Genomic DNA, 19,560 nt, shown 5'->3' with positions numbered 1-19,560 from the left:
GGAATGAGCGACTTGGCTTATTATCAAGCTTTATGCCGATATCCTACGCTGACGAGTTCTGGAAGAGTTGGCAATAATTTCATCAGACATAATTTTATAGAGCTTGTGAGATCCCATTGGCCATATTCCAAACCGTCTTCGAAGTCACGGAAAGGCTAACGCGATGAGCCTCCCTCCGAAGGACTACACCGTAAGCGCAGTGGTCCGCGCGTGTGACATTCTCAAGTTTTGCCAAGGTGTTGCCCACGATGTCAGCCTCGATGAGGTTTGCACCCACACCAATATGACCCGGCCGACAACATACCGCTTGCTGACCACCCTGGTTAGCTGCGGGATGCTCGAAAAAGTCCGAAAGAACTGCTATCGGCTGTCCAATGCGCAAGGACACAAACATAAGCTCCGATTCGGGTACGCCTCGCAGAGCGAAGAGTTCTCCTTTTCGAGACTGGTCTCCGAGAGCATTCGCAGCAGCGCTTATCATGCTGGCGTTGAGTTGCTGGAGTTGAGCAACCGATACAACCCGAAGACTGCGATTCGAAACGCCGAGGCATTCGTCCGCGAACGCGTAGACCTCGTCATCGAGTTCCAGACGAGCCAGCGCAGCGCTCCGATCATCTCTTCCCGCTTGATCGAGGCAGGCATCCCGATCATCGCGATCGACATTCCCCATCCTGGTGCGACCTACTATGGCGCCGACAATTACCGCGCCGGTATCATCGGCGGACGCGCTCTTGCTCAGGCGTGTCTGAAGCAATGGGGAGGCGTCCTCGATGAAGTCATCCTGCTCGAATTGCCGATCGCCGGACCACTGCCGCGTTCGCGCATGACTGGAATGCTTGCCGGCATCCGCGAGCTGATTCCCAAACTCCCGGATGAAAAGGCTCGGTTCATCGATGGCAAGGGTCGGTTCGAAGATAGCCTGGCAGTGATGCGGAGACATGTGGCTCGCACCAAATCAACGAAGATTCTTCTGGGTGCATTAAATGATCCCAGTTGCCTCGGTGGATTGCAGGCTTTTGAGGAGACGGGCCGTTCCGAGCACTGCCTTGCCGTGGGCCATAACGCCAGCATCGAAGCACGCCGGGAGATGAGACGGTCAGCGTCCCGCCTCGTCGGCTCCGTCGGATATTTTCCCGAACGCTATGGGGAAGCAGTGCTATCCCTCGCCTTGGACAAAGCGGCAGGGAGAGAGATTCCATCGGCCATATTTGTCAAACACCAGATGATTACAGCAAGCAACGTTGATATCGCTTATCCCCATGATGCTCTCTTCCAGAGGAGCGAAGGTGACTCCCTTTTGTTCAGCAGGCATTGAGTAGCTAGTTGAGATGCGAGGCTGCCGTCGCGGCGGTGTTTCATGACACTCTGATTACGGTTGGCGCGTTTTCGTTAACCAACCGCGAAATAGATCTTACCGTCGTAGCAGCAATTCTCACTTTAGTCGGCTACTCAATGAACGACACAATCGTCGTTTTCGATCGAATTCGCGAGAATCTTTCTACCACTCGAATGCGTTCACTAGCCGATGTGGTTAATAAATCGATCAAACAGGCGCTTAGCAGGACCTTGCTGACATCAGGCCTGACGTTCTTGACAGTGCAAAGTCTTTATCTGCTCGGTGGAGCTGCGCTCAATGGATTTTCGTTCGCTCTGGTAGTGGGGATTCTGATCGGGACGTATTCATCGATAGCGGTCGCCGCTCCGATGCTGGTGGCCTATCACAATTGGCGCGCCAAAAGGTCGCGCGGCAATCCACCCGATCGCTTGATAGGCGGATCGAGCCTCGCTCCCGGTACGATCCCGTCGTGACAATCCCGTCAAGGCGACTTCTGTAGATTGGGGCAGACCCAACAACGCTGTCACTAGGGGCAATGTTGGGGTATCCCAAACCGTTTAGATACCGACCATGCGAAGTATTGCCTCAGCGCTGGAGTTGGTTGCCCCCCCCCGGCTTCAGGAGGTAATCGAAGAGCAGGGGGTCATCTGGTACGGGGCTTTCCATATGGAATAGGACTCCACTCCCAGCCGAAGGGTAAATGGTCTTACAGAGACTGTGATCATGTGTTGAGATTGCGCCGACGGCTCCGCAATCTGCAAGTGCTTTGACGATCGAAGCCACTGATCTCGTTCGGTCTCTCGAGCTTGTACCACTGAGGATTTCATCGATTAGGAATAGGACTGCTCTTCCAGACCGCGCAAGCTTGATGGTTTCCCCGAGGCGGGTAACCTCTGCTAGAAACTTCGATCGCCCATCCAACAGCGAGTCGGAAAGTGTGAGGGATGAGCATATAGCCATGCTCGAGAGCTTAGCCTGCGACGCTCTAATTGGGCCGCCTGCGAATGCAATCACCGCATCCAGGCCGATTGTTCTCAGGATAGTGCTCTTTCCAGCCATATTTGAACCCGTCATTAGGTAGAACTGAGATCGCGGATTGAATGCGATGTCGTTGCGCACGCAACTATCTCCGTCAAGCAATGGATGGCCGAGCTGAGTAGTCTCGAAAATAGGGGCTCCATCAAGGAGTTCGGGGAAGATGGCATCCGGCTCCTCATACGCATACCCGGCAATTGCTTGCAGCGCCTCAAACTCTGCCCAGGCATCCACCCTGCCCGCGACGGTGATTTTAAATGCAACCATTCCGCCCAGGACGGCCAGCGTCAAGCCACTCAGGAATATGTGAGAAAGGAGTCCAATTCCAAGAAGGAGACTGCATCCACTTGATAAGAGTAGGAGCGGTCGAAGCCACCCTGGACAAACGAGATGTGGCAGACTGAGCCAGCCTCTAAAGGTAGAGAAGCTGGCATCTTCTGACCGGAAGTCCACGAGGGAACTCATCCGCTCTCTGAGAGAACTGTTCCCACGCAGTTCTCCAACCGCCATCTGACGTGATTTGCTTTCCGCCAAACTTATCGGCTCTAGCAGGTAGTCAGCCAAACGTTCTGCACCGAATTCCGACCGGACCGTACAGAGCAGTTCGAATAGCGATCCCTCCCCTATTACGTTGAGGTCCGTCTGGTACAGGTGATTTTTACGAGCGAATTCCTCGCCCGTGCGGGCCCGACCTTGCCATGCCCCGGTCAGGCGATCTATTCCGCGTTTGTAATATTCCGTCCGTCTCTCGATGTTCCTCCACACCTTACCCGCACGAATGTAGTTCTTGGCTGCGAAGCACGCCAAAACGAGAGGCATTGCCGCCCAGACAAGTGCGACCGCGGGATGGACGACCGCTATCACGCTGATAACCAGACCCGCGCCGATGCCGCCCGCCATCAATACCATAGACCGCGAGCGCATGGATTGTGCGAGCTGTAGATCTTCTTTGAGAGTGAGGAGGGAGTCGTAATAGCTGGACAATACCTTGCTGTTGCTCTTGGCAGAATGATCAGTGTCGCTAGACGCAGTTCTGCGTTTCATATCGCTCATGGATACACATCTCCTCCCTGAAGAAGACTTCAGGCTCCAGTACAAGACACGCGAAGCCGCCCCTTTGAGTGCGGCGCTTCAGATCTGGTGGGGTTTAGAGAGACAGAGGCGGAGAAGGTAGTTGAAAGCGAAACGGAAATACCGGATCGCTGATGGCAAAACTATCGGCAAGGTCGGGCCCGAGTCGACTCGAAGTCTCTTCCAGCACGAATCCAGCAAAGCGCAGAGAGCTTGAGACGAAAAGCGCTCCAGGTGCCACGGCTTGTTGGCATATGAAGAAAGTAAGGAAGACGAAGAATAGGAAACAAACCAGACTCTCCAGCCCCATAAGAACAAATCCGGGGTATGGGTGAAGGACACACAAAATTACGAAAGACATGGCGAGAGTGACAAGTACCCGCCGATGGTCATTCGTCTGCGTTGTTCGCTTCACATTGTGAAGAATAGCAGTTGATCTCTGGGGCTTGCATGAAGCCGCATGTTTAGCTGATCCTTGTGCCCAAGGAGCTTTTCGTATATCCTCACCTCAATTATTGAGGTGAGTGCTTGACCCGCTCGAACGAACTTCTACAGGGCACATTGGATCTATTGATTCTGAAGGTCCTTACCACCGGCCCGAGGCATGGCCTAGCGATCGCGGACCGGGTTCGCCAGCTCTCCGACGACGTTCTCCGCGTCAATCAGAGCGCACTTTATCCAGCCCTCCATCGCCTTGAACATCAGGCGTGGATCACAGCCGAGTGGGGTGAATCTGAAAACAATCGCCGGGCGCGCTTCTACTCCCTCACCAAGGCGGGCCGCGCTCGCCTCAAGACCGAAGAGCAGTCCTGGGATCGTCTCTCCGCCGCCGTTCACGGTGTCCTCAAAGCTGTCTGAAAAGGAGCAAAGATGCGTCTACTCAGAAGTGCACTCCGCCGCGTTCACTCTCTTTTTCAAAAAGACGCTAGCAACATCGAACTTGGCGAAGAGCTAAGATTCCACCTTGAAAGCCTGATTGAACGGAACATTGCTCGCGGCATGTCGCCAGAACTGGCACGCATTACAGCCAAGGCAGAGTTCGGCAGCACGTCGCAAGCGATCGAAGCCACCTACGAATCTCGTGGAACTGCGCTTGTAGAAGACTTGGCACAGGACGTACGTTACGGGTTCCGCTCCCTTCGACGCCAGCCAGCATTTACTTTCGCCACCGTCCTCATGCTTGCGCTCGGCATCGGAGCTTGCACGGCGATCTTTTCACTGGTCAACGCAGTCCTGCTGCGCTCTCTCCCGTACGGTGACTCAAGCCGCCTCGTCTACCTGTTCACGCCAAATCCGGACATCAAGGGGCTCCCTGGGCCTGAAGTATTCGGTCCGAGCGACGCGGACTTTTTCGACATCAGGGCCGCGTCACGCTCTTATGATTCGATCACTTTCTTCAACCAGAAGATCTACAGCCTCAATGCAGGCGACCAGGCTCAGCGTGTGGGTGCGGCGAAGATTGATAGCAGCTTCTTCCATACACTCGAAGTCGAACCGATCATCGGAAGTGATTTCAAGGCGCAGGACGAGGAACCGGGTAGCAACCACGTCGTCATTATCGGTTACCCCCTATGGCAGTCACTCTTCGCGGGGGCGGCCAATATCCTTGATCGCAGCATCACCCTCGACGAGCAAACCTACAAAATCGTCGGTGTCATGCCAAAAGACTTCGGCTATCCGCACAAGAGTGAACTCGCCTACGGTAATGGCAGCATTGAGACCACCCAGATTTGGATTCCCTCATCTCTCACTCCGCAGGAAAAGGCGGATCGAGATCAATCGAGCGCCAACGCACTAGCCCGTCTTAAACCAAGCGTCACCCCCCAAGAAGCTCAATCAGAGTTGAAGTCCGTCATGGCACGCCTAAATCGGTTGCATCACGGTGAATTTGCCGAGGGTTGGACCGGCATGGTCAAATCCTTTCCTGAATACGTTCTCGGTCCTGTTCGCCCACTAATGTTTCTCCTTCTAGGGACAGTCGGCTTCGTCCTCCTAATCGCGTGTGGTAACGCCGCGAATCTTCTTCTTGCACGCGCCGCGAACCGACAACATGAGCTTGGTGTCCGCGCTGCTTTAGGCGCGAGGCGAGGCCGCATTCTACGGCAAATGCTCACAGAGTCACTCCTTCTTGGTTGCTCAGCAGGACTCGTGGGAGTTGGACTCGCCTACCTCTTCGTGCAGGGTCTTCTCAAACTCAATCCCGGTAACATTCCACACATGGCGAGCACATCGCTCGATCTCCGCGCCCTCTCCTTCGCCGTGCTGATTAGCCTCATCACGAGCTTCGCCTTCGGCATACTTCCCTCAATTTCAGCCTCACGCATCAACCTCACTGAGGTTGTCTCAAGTGCTGGTGCCCGAGGACTTGTCGCTAGCCGCCGTCGTCTGCGTAGTACGCTCGTCACGGCACAAGTCGCAATTGTCGTTATTCTTCTTGTCGGGGCTGGACTATTCCTCCGCAGCTACATGAACTTGCTTTCCGTGCAGACAGGTTTCTCGCCCTCCACCATCGCCGTCAACGTGGCCGTCACACCACGCTACGAGACACCTCAAAAGCTTCAGGCGTTCTATACAACTCTTCTTGAAAGAGTCGAAATACAACATGGCATTGATTCGGTCGGCCTAGTCAACTTCCTGCCACTGACAGACTCCGAAAGCCTCACTACTCTGACGGTAGACGGCGATTTGGGAGTGGATCATCCGTTAGTCGAGGAGCGAGCTATAACCTCCGGCTACCTCCCCGCGATGCAAACACCTTTGATCAGAGGCCGCAACTTCACCCCGGACGAGGACTTCCCTGCCCCGCATCCGGTAGTGATTGTCAATGAGACTTTCGCAAAACGGTTCTTCGCGGGCAAAGACGCAATTGGTCAGCATGTTCGCAAAGCCGCTGCAGCTCCTTGGTCGACGGTTGTTGGAGTCGCACAGGACATCCGCAACGAAGGACTTGAGACAGTCGCAGTTCCTCAGATATATGATCCCTTCTTCGATGGCAACCAGCCTCCGAATGGGGTTTATCTTGCCCTAGGCTCAACTCTTCCGAATGAGACGGTCCTTAAGACTGTTCATGCAGTCCTCCGCTCGATCGACCCTGGTATAGCTCTCTCCGACGTTCACGTAATGAGTGACCTTGCCACCCAATCTACCGCCCCGCGCCGTTTTCAAACGATGGTGCTTACGCTCTTCTCTGCCATCGCCCTCTTCCTCGCTGTCGCGGGAGTTTATGGACTGCTCGCCTATTCAGTTCGGCAGCGAACCAGTGAGATCGGCCTTCGTATGGCCCTCGGTTCCACTCGTATCGGCATCGCACGCCTCATCCTCCGCGAAGGATTGTCGCTTCTCATCACCGGGCTCTGCATTGGTATGGCTGTGGCTATCGGATCTGCTCGCCTGGTACGTAGCTTCCTGTACGAAGTTCCCGCGCTCGACCCTGTCACGTTCGTGATTGTCCCAGCGCTTCTCCTTGTCTCCACGGTTGCTGCCTGTCTAATCCCCACCGTACGTGCCGCTAGCACTGACCCCATGGCTGCCCTCCGACACGAGTAGACCGCGCCCTGCTACGCGAGCAAGAATCACCGCCCTTAGAACAAGGTGAGGGGGATAGGATAACGTTCAGGAAGCGAATTCACTAGGGGAGGCCCGTTCCATTCAGCTTGGTGATCTTTCGCGTCGCGATCCCTTCAACCGGATAAGAGCGAGAGATGCTACAGATTGCACAGCGAACGACGTGGCGCAGGATCCATAGACAAGTTCTGTCTTTGGCTTTAGCATGGTGCGCTAGGCGGCCATTCAGCCCGGGGTTCATCCATGTTGAAGAGAATGACCGCGGGAATGTGGTGGATCTGTGCTCTCGGTCTTCTGCACACATCCAGTCCAACACTCGCTCAATGTCCTGGAAGTACGAATTCCGCCGACTCCCCGACCCTCATCCACACTAGGGCACGTTCTGTACTCGTAGACGCAGTGGTCCTGGGGACGGGTGACAGGCTCATTGATCGGTCGGCTTTCCAGCTCTTGGAGGACGGGAAGCCTCAGCGGATTACCTCATTTGAGTTCCACGCCGCGTCCGCCGGAGCGTCACCAAACCGTGCGACATCTCTGTCCCCTTTCGATCCCGTCGGCGAGGAGCGCTCAAATCAACAAGTTGGGCAGATCGAAGGGCCAATCAACATCATTCTGATCGACACGCTCAATACTTCAATGGTCGATCAGCAGAGAAATCGCAAGCAGATCATCGCCGCGCTGCAGGAACTGCCGCCTGGTCAGCCGGTAGCTCTCTTCAGTATGGGCACCGAACTGCGCATGATCCAGAGCCCCACCGAAAGATCGGATATCCTGATCTCCGCAGCTGCAAACATGGCAGCCCGCTCGTCCCCGCTCTACGTTGAACACGGCCCTGATCAGATCCGCGAAGATAACTCGCTGTCGGGCGCTGACTTCAAAAAGCAAGCCTTGTCTCTCGCAACAATCAAAGATGCCGCGCTCAAAGCTCAGCTTGCCTCACAAAGCATTGAGGTTGCTCTCGCAGAGCAAGGTACCCGTAGGATGGATGTTCGTGTCGCGCTGACCATGTCTTCCCTTGCCCGGCTTGCGCAATTCGTACAGGAATATCCCGGAAGGAAGAGGCTCATTTGGATCTCGGGGTCGTTCCCCATCTCCCTTCGTCCTGATGCTGCGACGGGCTTCGATCCGAACCTCATCCGTGAGTACACCCCTAAGCTCAAGCAGCTTGAGACGGAGCTCGCCAATGCTCAGATAGCCGTTTACGCCATGGACGCACGAGGTTTGGTGACCGCCCAGCTGGACGCATCCATGGCCGGCTCCGACATTAATGCTGGCTTGCCTGGTAAGGCTCCTAACAGCTATCAGGACAGAGAGCAGGACTCTCTCCACAGCACCCAGGCGACTCTCCAGGAACTGGCGCAGAATACCGGCGGTAAGGCGTATCTAAACCAAAACGATCTCAGTCATGGCATCCGCGAAGCTATGCTTGATGGCCCTGCTTACTACAGCCTCAGCTATCAGCCCCCCGACACACCCGACGACGGCAAGTACCATGCAATCGAACTCAAGGTAGACGGAGCAAAGAAGAGCGATCTTCAGTACCGACGCGGCTACTACGCCATCGCGGCCCCAGAAGCCGGCGCACAAACTGCGCCCCGGACCGAATCGACACCGGGCCCCGATAAGAGACGCGCGGCATTCCGAGACTCGATGCAACAGAACGCCCCTGCTGAGAAGGGCATCACGTTCAAGGCGAAGTTGTCGCGCTCCCCTTCCACGAAACAGACCACCGTGGAGTACTTGATCGATTCGAGCTCTCTCATCGCAATGGACCAGCCGGACTGTGGCCAAAAGCTGAACCTTGTGATCGGTGCCGTTGGCTGGAAGAAATCGGATCAGAAACCAGTAACGGGTTTCAAGTACCTGGAGCAAGTCTTCACCCCGGACGCTTACAGCTCGATTCAAGTCAATGGTCTACGATTTCGCCAGACTCTCGAAGATTCCACGAACCGCATCTTTTTCAGGCTGGGGGTATTGGACCTTACCAGTGGAAAGATCGGCACCCTCGACTTCCCCGTTGAAGAGAAGCCGAGCACCCTCCCATGAGCGACGACATACAACACCGTCAATTGGCCTCTGTGCATGATCGACCGCTGTTGCTTCCGACCAGCCAACAACTAAAGATCCTGGTCTTCCTGTCCTGCGTCCTGTACTGCGCCGAATCCATAGCGCAGTCAGGAAGACAGAAGCTCCCGGAGCCTGGCGGAACAGATCAAACGCTGAACGCCATCCTTGATCGTCTGGAGCCGAACGTTCTCGACTATAGAAGATCCATCCCAAACCTCTTCTGCACGGAGAAAGCAGAGATCGTTCGGGTGGCTCCTCGAGAGGGGTCCGGCATAGACCCATCCGCGAACGTCCCCTGGGACCCCTCGTCTACCGTGGAAGTGAGCCAGCGCAGAGAATCCACGTTTCGGATGCAGCGGCTCTCGCCAGAGGGGACGGCTGGCATTTTTGAGGAGTCTCGGGTCGTGAACCTCGTCGATGGGAAGCCCCCTACCAAGACGAACACATCCGAGGCATCTCTCGCGATTGTCTACGGCGTTTTCAGCAATGGCCTCAATATCCTCTCTAAGGAAGGAATGGCCTGCTATGCCTTTAGCATCCATTCACAGAAGAAGAACGAGATCCAAGTCGATTTTGCCGACCGCCCCGATAAGGAACGAGGCACGAATTGCGCCAAGGAGGAGAAGGCATCTGGAAGGATCTTTGTCGATTCTGCCTTCATGCATGTCACTCGCATCGTCACTCGCGTTCCCCACCGTCAACTCGTTCCCGGCCTTTTCGGCTCTTGGGAATGGTCAGAGGAGTTCGCACCAGTCAAGCTATCAAATCGAGAGTTCTGGCTGCCAAGCAATATCCACTCACGGAGTGCATCGGACGACAGGGTCCACGTCTGGAAGCTGACAGCTCACTATGGCGAGTATCGACTCTTTCACGCAGACGCGCGAATCGTACCGTCAAACTAGCGCACCGAGAGAAGCACGTCGGGAAAGACAGCCGAGGAGGATTTGTGAGGTTTATCTACTGCGTAGCCGCAATCGTGTTATCACTTCCCTTCGTTCTTGTCGGACAGGTCCTCACGGCAAAGTCTGGGCCAGCGCCTCAAAAACCTTTGAGTCCAGGCCTGCTTCGAATATCAAAAGAAGATCGTGACGCTTTGCTGCGGCTCGATCATCGTGTGCTGCTGAATGTAGTCGTCACAGATCCCTCCGGAGCACCCGTCGGTGGACTCAAAGAGGAGGACTTCACGGTTCTGGACCAAAGCGGGCCCCAGGCGATAAACAGCTTCCAGATGGTTGAAGGCAATTCACCGACGGGTCGCGCCCACATCGTGCTGCTCATCGACTCGGTGAACAATTCTTTTGCTGACGTTGCGCGTCAGCGACGGGGCGGTCGATGCGTATCTTCGTCAGAATAACGGGCGGCTGAGCTATCCCGTCTCGCTTGCTCTCCTCTCCGATACAGGCTTACAAACAATCGACTCCTCTACGGATGGCAATCTCCTTTCCAAAGAACTTCACGACCAGTTTCCAAGACCTGGCAGATTCAGTTTCAACGGAGGCCCAAGTGGTGGAAACCAGCGTTTTCTGCTTTCAATCAAAGCCTTGAGAACTTTGGCTGCTAACGAGCGCGAGATACCGGGAAGGGCAATTCTCGTATGGATGGGCAGGGATGGCCCTGTCTTACGGACCCCGGATATGAAGCCGCTACCCTCGATGACAAGAAGTCATATTTCGACGCCCTTGTTCAGCTGTCGACCACATTGCGTGTCGCGCAGGTCACAATCGACAACATCTCTGCAGTCGATCCAGACCGCTTGAGCGGCGGTAGTCAACTGGACCGCCTGCACGGAATTGGTAGGCCCGAGGAGGCCGAAGCGCGAGACCTGTCTCTTGTTAACATGGTTCGACTCACCGGCGGAAGGGTGATGAACCAGCAAAGCGACTTTATCCCCGAAATTCAGCAGTGCCTGTTGGAGGCGGGCACTTATTACCGCATGTCCTTCGACCCTGAAGCTGCGGGAGGACTCAACGAGCTTAGACTCCTCACGGTCAAGCTCGACAAATCTGCTCTCATCCCAAGAACCTACGCACTTTACTATGCTCAGCCGTGAAGGTAGCACGTTGACGACTTAGCGGCCATCGACAAGGCGTTTCCTCTTTCCCATTACAAGCAGCAACGTGACGTGTTTTGAGTGCTTCGGGACTGGCTAAGAGGGCGACCAGAGGCTGACGAGGTCTCCTCCCTTTCCCGTGATCGGATCACTTGCCGGGAACGGAAGGTTCAACATCCTTTCGGTCGTTGCCACGTCCGGAGCGGACCGGCAGATGTCCCAGTGTTGCCCCACGGGATAGGCACCCACGACGAGAAAGCCAGGATCCGCGTGAACAAGATAATGCCCCGTTCCAGCGGGCAGCACAAGGATGTCTCCGGCACTGACCGTCACGTCATGACCACCTTCGCCACCCAGGGTCAACCGTGCGCTTCCGGCGGCGAAGCCGAGCACTTCATGAGCAGTGGAATGGTAGTGATGGAAGGTGTAAACGCCATTTCTCCACTGAGCCGGCCAAAGATTGCGCTGGAAATCTTCTTCCATCCGGCGATCGTACGACTTCGCCAGAAGAGCCTTCGACTTCGACCGTCGTGTAGACGGTCGAAGTTGCCGACAACCCGTTTCGCGGGATATATCTCAGCATTGAGCTTGTTTCAGCGGCCCCCGGTGTTGCCCGATTGCGTCGGAACAAGCTCACTGAGAAAAAACTTGCCGCCAATCCGACAGGAGCCAGGCAGACTAAGGGCCAGAAGAGGCCACTACGCTCCCTGTTGACCTCAGCGTTGTATAACTCCTCCGGCCTCCGTAAGGGTTTGGCCGTGGCCATTGTTGAGCTTAGTTCCGCTTGGGTTGCGAACTTATTCAATGTTCCGGTCGCAAGATCCAGAACGAAGTAGTAGTCGGTCGGACCGTCTTCCATGTTGGTCCTCCCTGTTTGGCCGATTATCTTCGCGCCGTCTGTGGAGAGCCGCTGAATATTTGTTATCTGGGCGCTCGCTGTACCGCGCCCGATAGAAGACATCCACGGCGTTTCGTCGAAAAACCAGAGGACGTAACCCTTCCCCAGTATGAGGTTGTTGTAGCCTTCCGATTCGTATGCACTGGAACGGGTCCGGTGATACTCGTTGCGAAGATGTCCAGAGGCGAGAAGGTAAGCGACGTACAGCGTGGGGATGAGGAATGCGATGATGACAATCGCGCCTCGGCCCTTGGTTCCCTTACGCGTCAGCCAGGTGGCACAAAGAGCGAACACAACTCCTACGACGAAAACTAGCCCTGGCGCAATCGCTCCAGCTTCCAAGAAGCTGACCGATCTGAAGGCCAACGGTCACCGCGCATCCCAGGGATTCAAGACCGGCACACCCGTAGTGACGAAGTCCGCAACGTTCCGTGTCACGACGGTCATGCTATGCACCAGAGCGGTCGCCGCAATCAGCGCATCACGCTCTCCTCGTCGGTCCGGCACACGCAGCGACGCACAGCGAAGCGCGACCGCACCATCGACCGGCAACACACGATCCAGAAACTCAGGCAAGACGTGATGCGTCATCCACGTCCGCAGCCGAGTGCCTTGGGCAGCGTCGCGCCGCTCAATCTGGAGGATGCCAAGTTCAATCTCCACTAAGGTCATCGCGGAGAGATAGAGAGTCCCAGCGTCCACACTCTCCACCCAGGCAATGACGTTGGCGTCACCCATGCCATCGCCAACCTTACGCAGTTCGGACAGCACATTGGTGTCGAGCAGGAACATCAGGAGAGGTCCGCTGGCTTCACGGATATTTGCAGCTTGGGTGGGTCAAATTCAATGCACGCAAGGCCCGGCATGGAAAGAGAGTTGAGGAGGCTCCGCCGCTCGCCGGAAAGCCGCTGATACTCCTCGATGCTGAGCAACACGTGGGCAGGCTTGCCCCGGTCAGTAATAAACACCGGCCCTTTAGAAGCCGCCTTTTTGGCTCGGCTAGTGTCCTGATTAAACTCCCGGCTGGAAAGAGTGGTGATCGCCATCGGTGAGCCTCCGCCAGCTTATTGTAGAAACATTACTACAACGAATCTACACGCGTAACCGCTTGACATCGTTTTATGTCCTAAACTAGGGACCCCCTGTGCATAGCAAGCCAATGGCCAAACCATGTGAAATGTTCCACGTGGAACATTTTCAATAAAAATCTTATAACCCATTTATAATCAACAGAAAAAATGGGGACTCGCCGATGTTCCACGTGGAACATTGGCGAAATCCACTCAGACCAGGATCAACTTGCACCCGAACGACTTGATCCGCTCCTGCAACTCCGGTAATAGGCTCTCGTCGCTGATTACAATATCCACCTCAGAGAACGATGCAATCAGCGACATACTCCGCTTGCCGAACTTGCTCGCATCGGCAACCACGATAATCTCCCTCGCCGCCCGCAGCATGGCCCGGTTCGCCATCGTCTCTTCAAGATTCGTCCCGCTCACGCCAAAATCGGGATCGCACCCGGCCCCGCAGAGAAAAAGCTTGTCCGCCGAGAACTGCTCCAGCATGTCTTCCGTCTGCCGCCCCACGATCGAAGCCGAATCGTTCCGAACCGTCCCCCCCATCATGATGATCTGCGTGTTGCGCGAGTTCAGCAGCTCCGCCGCAATATTCACGCCATTCGTGATCACCTGCAGATTCAAGATGTTCTTGAGATTCCGCGCGACCTCAAGCGCCGTCGTGCCGGAGTCGAGGATGATCGTCTCTCCTTCGCGCACCAGCGTCGCCGCCATCGCGCCAATCCGCTGCTTCTCTTTCGACTGGCTCTTGATGCGTTCGTGAACCGGCGACTCGCGGAAGACGGTGTCCTGGATGACGGCGCCGCCATGCGAGCGCTGCACCAGCCCGCGCTGGTCTAACTCATTCAAATCACTGCGGATCGTTACGGCGGAGGTATTGAACCGGCGCACCAACTCGTTGACCTTGGCCCGGCCCTCTGCCCGCAGAATCTGCAGGATCTGCATCCGGCGTTCTTCCGCCATCATGCCTTCCTGCACGGGTTCTTCTACTTTCATGCCGTTTGCGTGGCCCTCTCCGGCTTCTTTCTTCATCTCTCCCAATCAGTGCTCCTCAAATGCGAAGGAAGATCCTGTTCCGGAACATCCAATGAAGTATAAGCCAGTACACCACCAGAGCCAGCGCTCCGATAAACACCGGCTCCAGTGCCGTGCCAAAGACGTTCAGGAACCGCATCCCAAGATGAATGCGGAAGCTGCTTAGGACGAAGTCCTCAAACAGATGCGCGATCAAGTAAGCCGCAATCGAGTTCATGCCCACGACAACCAGCGGAAACACAATCCGCGTGTTCTTCTTCACGTCCACGAACCACGAGAACGCAGCTAAGAACAGGAAGCAGACACCGCCGCTCCACAGCGTCCATGCCGGTGTCCAGATGCGCTTCACAATCGGGTTGATGCCAGTGAAGTGCAGCAGCAGACCGCCAGCCATCAGAATGCCCGCAGCGATGAGGAACTTGCGGATAGGGATGACCAACGGGCTCTCAATGAACCATCGTCCGGCGGCAAGGCCAAGCAGCATGGTGCCAAGCGTCGGAATAAAGCTGAGCGTCAGATACCCGCCATCATTGAAGAGGAACCGGCTGGGCCTCGGAAGCAGGTTGAGGAACCACACATCGAAGGCCTGGCCGAGGTTGCTGTTCTTGTTCCAATGGGCCGCAAATCCATGCAGCAGGTGCGAGTGCCAGTCATCCGGGACGCCAACCGCGTTCCAGTCGAAGTTCGGCCCCGGAGCGGGATACAGCGCCCACGCCAGCCAGTATCCAAAGAGAATGACGCCGAAGGCCGTCCACTGCCAGCGCGGCTTCACTAACGTCAGCAGGACGGCAAACGTGTAGCCCATGCCGATCTGCGTCAGCGTGTCCTCGAAGGTGAAGTTCGTCATCGGACTCTGGATCGATCGCAGGAAAAAGCCCAGGCACATCAACAGGATGCTGCGCCAGATCGTGTGTCCGATGATCTGCGGAAACGTCTGTCCCTTCTTCTGCCGGCTGCGCAGTGAGTACGGCAGCGCCACGCCCACAAGGAACGTGAACGAGGGCTGAATCATGTCGTGCAACCCCATCCCCGTCCATTCCACGTGGCTCTGGTTGTAGCCGAGGATGTGCCACAGCGTACTATTTGGGAAGGATTTTGCGACCTCGCCAAATTGCATCACTTCGCCCATCATCAGCAGCATGACCAGGCCACGATAAGCATCTACAGCAACGTTGCGTTGCGGCGGCGGAGCGGCTACGGATGAGCCCATGAACGAATCTCCCGGAAGGTTTTCGACGGACGACTACCAATTCTTATTGCCGTGGTTTCGCGATGATAGCACGCAAATCCTTCGCTACCTTTCATTTTCCTTCGATACGCATGGATTATTGCTTTGACAGTGCATGCACGATGAAATAACCTCATCCGAAAGATACATCGGTTGCGATTGCTTGCGATTATTACGCCAAGCCGCCGCCAAGGAGATTTCATTGGATCTGAACCCCGAAGATATCAGCGCGACGGTAAGTGGATTTTGGAGCCGGAGACGATTTGTGCAGATGAGCGCAGCCACCGCAGTCGCAACCAACCTTGCAGGACTTGCGCAGGCCGAGACCTCCACGGCGGCGACCATGATCGACGTTCCCTATGCGAAGCGGAACCCGAAGATCGCGATGATCGGCACCGGAGGGCGTGGGACCAATCTGCTTGAGAACCTAATCGCTGCGGACGCGCAGATCGTTGCGCTGTGCGATGTGGTGAGGGATCATGCGGAAAATGCAGCGTCGCTTGTGAACGCGGCAGGAGCGAAGAAGCCCGACCTTTACACCGAGGGGCCTCATGACTACGAGAGGATGCTGAAGCGCGAAGACATCGACTTCGTCATCATCGCCACGCCCTGGCTGTGGCACGCACCGATGGCGATCTATGGCATGGAGCATGGCAAGGATGTCGCTGTGGAAGTGCCTGCCGTCACAACGCTCGAAGACTGCTGGAAGATCGTCAACACCTCCGAGAAGACCCGCAAGCACTGCACGATGCTGGAGAACTGCTGCTATGGCTACAACGAGACGCTAATCCTGCGCATGGTTCTCGCAGGCAAGTTTGGCGAGCTGCTTTACGGTGAAGGCGCTTACCTGCATGACCTTCGCGAAGAACTGTTCTCCGGTAAGGGTGAAGGCCTGTGGCGGCGCGATGAGCATACCAAGCGCAACGGCAATCCTTATCCCACGCACGGCCTTGGACCTGTCGCGAACTACATGGGCATTCAGCGCGGCGACCGGTTCGCGCACCTGGTGAGCATGAGCACGCCGCAGCGCGGGCTTGATGCATATCGCAAAGAACATTTGAAGGCCGACGATCCGCGCATGAAGGAAAAGTACGTGGAGGGCGATATGAACACGTCGCTGATCAAGACCGCGAACGGCCTGACGATCTGCGTGAAGCACACGACCTCTACGCCTCACCCGTATGACCGCGTCAACCAGATCGCGGGAACCAAAGGTATCTTTGTCGACTATCCGCCGCGCATCTACCTCGACGGCCAGAACGCCGATGAGGAGTTCGAGTCCATCGACAAGTGGAAGGAGTTCCAGCATCCACTGTGGAAGTCCGAGGGCGAGATCGCAAAGAAGCTCGGCGGCCACGGCGGCATGGACTACATCATGCTGTACCGCCTGCTGCAGTGCGTGCGCGAAGGTATAGCGCCGGACATGGATGTCTACGATGCTGCCGCGTGGTCTTCCGTGACGCCACTGAGCGAGGCTTCGGTGGCACATGGAAGCGCACCGCAGGAGTTTCCAGACTTTACGCGTGGGAAGTGGATGGTGCGGAAGGCTTCAGCGATTGGGACACAGAGCTAGAGCGCATATGGTCCGGGAGCAAGGCTCCCGGACCATACGCAACTTCGTTCATTACGAATTAGATCAGGGCGTGGCTGTATCCGTGGCACAGCGGAGAAATGCGGGGATTCTTCGCTTCGCTCAGAATGACGGCGGTTGTCAGAGGTGCTCTAGCGCGGTTGGCATCCCGATGCATACACTCGCAGAACATCTTTCACCTTGTCTACGATGAGCGAGGCCGCGTCTCCTGCGATCTCTCCGCTTCGCGCGCGCTCGTATTGCGCTGGCAGATAGAGGCTCAGGACGCTCTCAGGTATCTTTACTGCGTCAAGATTCGCGACGAGCTGTTTGACCGCCGCTGATATCTCCGGATAGTGCCAGTAGTAGCGCACGCGATCGCTGTAGCTGAAGCGGCGCAGAAGCGCCTGCTGTGCCTCGTCGCCTGCGTAGTAAGGCCGCCACGAATCGGGACGCGCCAGCATGGTCTCATCGATCACCTTCAACAGGTTCGACCGCGTCGGCGCGGCAACCAGCAGGTCTTCTATCGCAGCCAACGCATCCAGCGCTTCGCGGAGCGCGAACGTTAGCGCCGGGCCAACCTTGAGGATTGCGAAGCCGTCTTCTACCAACTCTCGATAGGCGCTGCCAAACTGATAGTCAGTCGAGTGCGCCTCGAAGACGATAGACGCTGCCTTCTGCTTTCTCCACAGGATTAATGCTTCGGCTTTGGCGCGCTTGTAGTGAACGACGCTATCGTGATCGAACTCCACTCCCGGCTGCACAACCATTGCGATCACCCTTTGCCATGCATCATCAAGGCCCTTCGCCGCGAAGGCTGCACGATGCACTTCGAGCGTATGCGCTGCGGCTGCAGGCGGAGTGATCTGCAGGCCATCTAGCGAGTGCGTCGCTCCGCCCGGTGTAGGAACTTCGGTGCCAATCACATAGACGGGCTTGTCTGCTGGGGCAGCGGCCTCCGCAGCCGTGCACAGTTTGACGCTTCGGCTCGCAACCTCTTCATCGCTGAGCGGCACAGGATCGCCTGCGCACGACATGCTCGCATCAAGATGGATCTTGGTGAACCCGGCTGCGGCGTATGCGGAGACCATGGCGATGGCGTGCTCCATCGCTTCTGCCGCTGGCAGATTCTTCCACGGGTTCGGGCCGAGATGGTCGCCGCCCAGGATCAGCTTGCTGGGATCAAGCCCAGCCTTCGCCACGATCTCTTCCGCGAAGATGCGGAAGTCGGCGGGCTTCATCCCTGTGTATCCACCGAATTGATTGACCTGGTTGCTGGTCGCTTCGATCAGCAGCAGGCTTTCCTGCTCCGCAGCAAGTTCGGCGGCGGCGCGCAACACCAGAGGATGCGCGGAGCAGACCGACGTAATGCCCGCTTGTGCGGCATCGCTTCCCTGCTTCAGATGATCCTGCAGTAGCTTCGACATACTCTCAACGATAGATCGTGAAGTCGCTCACGACGCGGTTGATCACGCCTGCGGGGCTCGGCGCATCCGGACGGAGGCCAAACGAGATCGACGAATACAGCCCGAGAAGCTGGCCGAAGATTACGTCCACCGGCGGCCTGTAGGCATCGGGAAACGAGCCGTCGATGCCGTTGAAGATATCGCAGAACGGAAGTACCTCCGCCTCGTTCGCATTGAGGCCGACGACGACGCAGGTTGCAGTGATCTTCTTCTCGCGAATCTCGCGGAGCAAGTCGATCTCGTAGCGTAGGCGCGCGCGCTCCGATGAAAGGAAGCAGATGAAGTCGGTGTCGGGATCGAGCGCGGCCATGGGGCCGTGGCGCAGGCCGAGCGAGGTCTGCCACATGGTCTTGATCTTGCCACCGGACATCTCGAGGACCTTGAGCGATGCCTCCTGCGCGACCGCCGCGAGCGAGCCTGAGCCGATCATGCAGATGCGCCGGCTGCCCCCGTTCGCCATCTTTTTCGCGAGCTCGGCAGAGTCCGCGAGAAACTTGTTCGCTGCGGCAATCATGTTTGTGAGGATGGGCTTGTACTCCGCGAAGCTCCAAGCATGGGCGAGGCACTGGCCGAAGATGACCATGTTGGTGAAGGAGCTGGTCATCGCGAGGCTGCGATCGTTCACCGCGTCGTCGAGGACTGCGGTGAAGGCGTTCGCGCGATTCGCGGCGAGCGCGGCCATGCGCGAGCTTGCGTTACAGGTGACGACCATGTGCGAGATCTCGGGATAGATTTCGAGAGCCTGTTCAAGAACGTTGACGCCTTCGGGCGAATCGCCGGAGCGAGAGAACGAGATCCAAAGGTAGCGGCGGCCGGGGATGACATATTCCGACATGGTCGGCAGCAGGCTTGTGCTGGCCACCGCGGAGGTCTCGCAGCCCCAGCGCTGGCGCAGGAGCAGGGCCAGCGACTCGCCGATGTAGTCCGATGTGCCGGCACCGATGAGCATCACAACCGGTCGCGCTTCGAGAGGGCCGTTCACGCCGGCGTGTTCCAGGAATGAGATGATCTCTTCGTGCCGCGACTCGAAGAGTTCGGCGGTCTTCTTCCAGGTCGCGGGTTGCTGGGCAATCTCTCGCGGCGTAAACGCCAGCCCTCGTGACTCCTGCTCAGCGATCGGCAGTTCCAGCAAACTGGTCAAGGCTCCCACGCGATGCAACC

General features: G+C 56.7%; 15 protein-coding genes and 1 pseudogene. 8 read left to right on the top strand and 8 right to left on the bottom strand.

The features are described 5' to 3' along the window. Nucleotides 1-163 precede the first annotated feature (163 nt). Nucleotides 164-1,315: a substrate-binding domain-containing protein gene (locus HDF16_RS17165; RefSeq protein WP_184219072.1), complete on the top strand. Its 1,152-nt coding sequence runs from the start codon at nt 164-166 to the stop codon at nt 1,313-1,315. Nucleotides 1,316-1,335: 20 nt separating this feature from the next. Next, a pseudogene (gene secF, locus HDF16_RS17160) lies at nt 1,336-1,809 on the top strand (protein translocase subunit SecF); the annotation flags it as partial. Nucleotides 1,810-1,921: 112 nt separating this feature from the next. Here secF and HDF16_RS17155 read toward each other — a convergent pair. Next, nucleotides 1,922-3,424 (bottom strand): MutS-related protein, encoded by a 1,503-nt coding sequence (locus tag HDF16_RS17155; protein WP_184219070.1) that lies wholly within the window; start codon nt 3,422-3,424, stop codon nt 1,922-1,924. A 546-nt stretch (nt 3,425-3,970) separates the two neighbouring features. On the opposite strand from HDF16_RS17155, the gene HDF16_RS17150 reads away from it, so the two are divergent. The 5 genes from HDF16_RS17150 (at nt 3,971) to HDF16_RS17125 (ending at nt 11,123) form a co-directional block, all read left to right on the top strand. Further along, nucleotides 3,971-4,300 carry a PadR family transcriptional regulator gene (locus HDF16_RS17150; RefSeq protein WP_184219067.1) on the top strand — a complete coding sequence of 110 codons (330 nt, stop codon included), beginning with the start codon at nt 3,971-3,973 and terminating at the stop codon, nt 4,298-4,300. A 12-nt stretch (nt 4,301-4,312) separates the two neighbouring features. Beyond that, on the top strand, nt 4,313-6,988 hold the full coding sequence (locus tag HDF16_RS17145; protein ID WP_184219063.1) for an ABC transporter permease: 2,676 nt from the start codon (nt 4,313-4,315) through the stop codon (nt 6,986-6,988). A gap of 261 nt (nt 6,989-7,249) precedes the next feature. Beyond that, on the top strand, nt 7,250-9,052 hold the full coding sequence (locus HDF16_RS17140; protein WP_348641337.1) for a VWA domain-containing protein: 1,803 nt from the start codon (nt 7,250-7,252) through the stop codon (nt 9,050-9,052). Continuing rightward, the gene (locus HDF16_RS17135) at nt 9,049-9,975 is read left to right on the top strand and encodes a hypothetical protein (protein ID WP_184219057.1); all 927 of its coding nucleotides are present in this window, start codon (nt 9,049-9,051) and stop codon (nt 9,973-9,975) included. The genes HDF16_RS17140 and HDF16_RS17135 overlap by 4 nt, the downstream gene beginning before the upstream one ends. Nucleotides 9,976-10,667: 692 nt before the next feature. After that, nucleotides 10,668-11,123, top strand: coding sequence for a hypothetical protein (locus tag HDF16_RS17125; RefSeq protein WP_184219052.1), 456 nt, complete (start codon nt 10,668-10,670; stop codon nt 11,121-11,123). Between the two features lie 96 nt (nt 11,124-11,219). On the opposite strand, the gene HDF16_RS17120 is transcribed toward HDF16_RS17125, so the two are convergent. The 5 genes from HDF16_RS17120 to HDF16_RS17100 all read right to left on the bottom strand — a co-directional run bounded on the left by HDF16_RS17120 (nt 11,220) and on the right by HDF16_RS17100 (nt 15,345). Continuing rightward, nucleotides 11,220-11,606: a cupin domain-containing protein gene (locus HDF16_RS17120; RefSeq protein WP_184219049.1), complete on the bottom strand. Its 387-nt coding sequence runs from the start codon at nt 11,604-11,606 to the stop codon at nt 11,220-11,222. A 784-nt stretch (nt 11,607-12,390) separates the two neighbouring features. Next, nucleotides 12,391-12,813 (bottom strand): type II toxin-antitoxin system VapC family toxin, encoded by a 423-nt coding sequence (locus HDF16_RS17115; protein WP_221312823.1) that lies wholly within the window; start codon nt 12,811-12,813, stop codon nt 12,391-12,393. Further along, the gene (locus HDF16_RS17110) at nt 12,813-13,067 is read right to left on the bottom strand and encodes a type II toxin-antitoxin system Phd/YefM family antitoxin (RefSeq protein ID WP_184219046.1); all 255 of its coding nucleotides are present in this window, start codon (nt 13,065-13,067) and stop codon (nt 12,813-12,815) included. The genes HDF16_RS17115 and HDF16_RS17110 overlap by 1 nt, the downstream gene beginning before the upstream one ends. A 237-nt stretch (nt 13,068-13,304) precedes the next feature. Next, nucleotides 13,305-14,132 carry a DeoR/GlpR family DNA-binding transcription regulator gene (locus HDF16_RS17105; protein WP_246409192.1) on the bottom strand — a complete coding sequence of 276 codons (828 nt, stop codon included), beginning with the start codon at nt 14,130-14,132 and terminating at the stop codon, nt 13,305-13,307. A 19-nt stretch (nt 14,133-14,151) separates the two neighbouring features. After that, nucleotides 14,152-15,345 (bottom strand): acyltransferase family protein, encoded by a 1,194-nt coding sequence (locus HDF16_RS17100; protein WP_184219043.1) that lies wholly within the window; start codon nt 15,343-15,345, stop codon nt 14,152-14,154. A 220-nt stretch (nt 15,346-15,565) separates the two neighbouring features. On the opposite strand from HDF16_RS17100, the gene HDF16_RS17095 reads away from it, so the two are divergent. After that, nucleotides 15,566-16,936 carry a Gfo/Idh/MocA family protein gene (locus HDF16_RS17095; protein WP_246409190.1) on the top strand — a complete coding sequence of 457 codons (1,371 nt, stop codon included), beginning with the start codon at nt 15,566-15,568 and terminating at the stop codon, nt 16,934-16,936. A gap of 149 nt (nt 16,937-17,085) precedes the next feature. Here HDF16_RS17095 and HDF16_RS17090 read toward each other — a convergent pair whose 3' ends face one another. Beyond that, nucleotides 17,086-18,360, bottom strand: coding sequence for a D-tagatose-bisphosphate aldolase, class II, non-catalytic subunit (locus HDF16_RS17090; protein ID WP_184219040.1), 1,275 nt, complete (start codon nt 18,358-18,360; stop codon nt 17,086-17,088). A 4-nt stretch (nt 18,361-18,364) separates the two neighbouring features. Then, entirely contained in the window at nt 18,365-19,549 is a 1,185-nt protein-coding gene (locus HDF16_RS17085; protein ID WP_184219037.1) for an SIS domain-containing protein, read from the bottom strand. Between the last annotated feature and the right edge of the window lie 11 nt (nt 19,550-19,560).

The organism is Granulicella aggregans, from assembly GCF_014203275.1.
Taxonomy (GTDB): domain Bacteria; phylum Acidobacteriota; class Terriglobia; order Terriglobales; family Acidobacteriaceae; genus Edaphobacter.
Note: the sequence above shows the minus strand (reverse complement) of the source record. Positions and strands in the feature narration are given on the sequence as shown.

Bases quoted from the DNA above. Each gene is read 5' to 3' on its own strand.
- HDF16_RS17105 (WP_246409192.1), bottom strand. From the start codon at position 14,132: ATGAAGAAAGAAGCCGGAGAGGGCCACGCAAACGGCATGAAAGTAGAA.
- HDF16_RS17110 (WP_184219046.1), bottom strand. From the start codon at position 13,067: ATGGCGATCACCACTCTTTCCAGCCGGGAGTTTAATCAGGACACTAGC.
- HDF16_RS17100 (WP_184219043.1), bottom strand. From the start codon at position 15,345: ATGGGCTCATCCGTAGCCGCTCCGCCGCCGCAACGCAACGTTGCTGTA.
- HDF16_RS17145 (WP_184219063.1), top strand. From the start codon at position 4,313: ATGCGTCTACTCAGAAGTGCACTCCGCCGCGTTCACTCTCTTTTTCAA.
- HDF16_RS17135 (WP_184219057.1), top strand. From the start codon at position 9,049: ATGAGCGACGACATACAACACCGTCAATTGGCCTCTGTGCATGATCGA.
- HDF16_RS17140 (WP_348641337.1), top strand. From the start codon at position 7,250: ATGTTGAAGAGAATGACCGCGGGAATGTGGTGGATCTGTGCTCTCGGT.
- HDF16_RS17090 (WP_184219040.1), bottom strand. From the start codon at position 18,360: ATGTCGAAGCTACTGCAGGATCATCTGAAGCAGGGAAGCGATGCCGCA.
- HDF16_RS17120 (WP_184219049.1), bottom strand. From the start codon at position 11,606: ATGGAAGAAGATTTCCAGCGCAATCTTTGGCCGGCTCAGTGGAGAAAT.
- HDF16_RS17115 (WP_221312823.1), bottom strand. From the start codon at position 12,813: ATGTTCCTGCTCGACACCAATGTGCTGTCCGAACTGCGTAAGGTTGGC.
- HDF16_RS17125 (WP_184219052.1), top strand. From the start codon at position 10,668: ATGGATGGGCAGGGATGGCCCTGTCTTACGGACCCCGGATATGAAGCC.
- HDF16_RS17165 (WP_184219072.1), top strand. From the start codon at position 164: ATGAGCCTCCCTCCGAAGGACTACACCGTAAGCGCAGTGGTCCGCGCG.
- HDF16_RS17155 (WP_184219070.1), bottom strand. From the start codon at position 3,424: ATGAGCGATATGAAACGCAGAACTGCGTCTAGCGACACTGATCATTCT.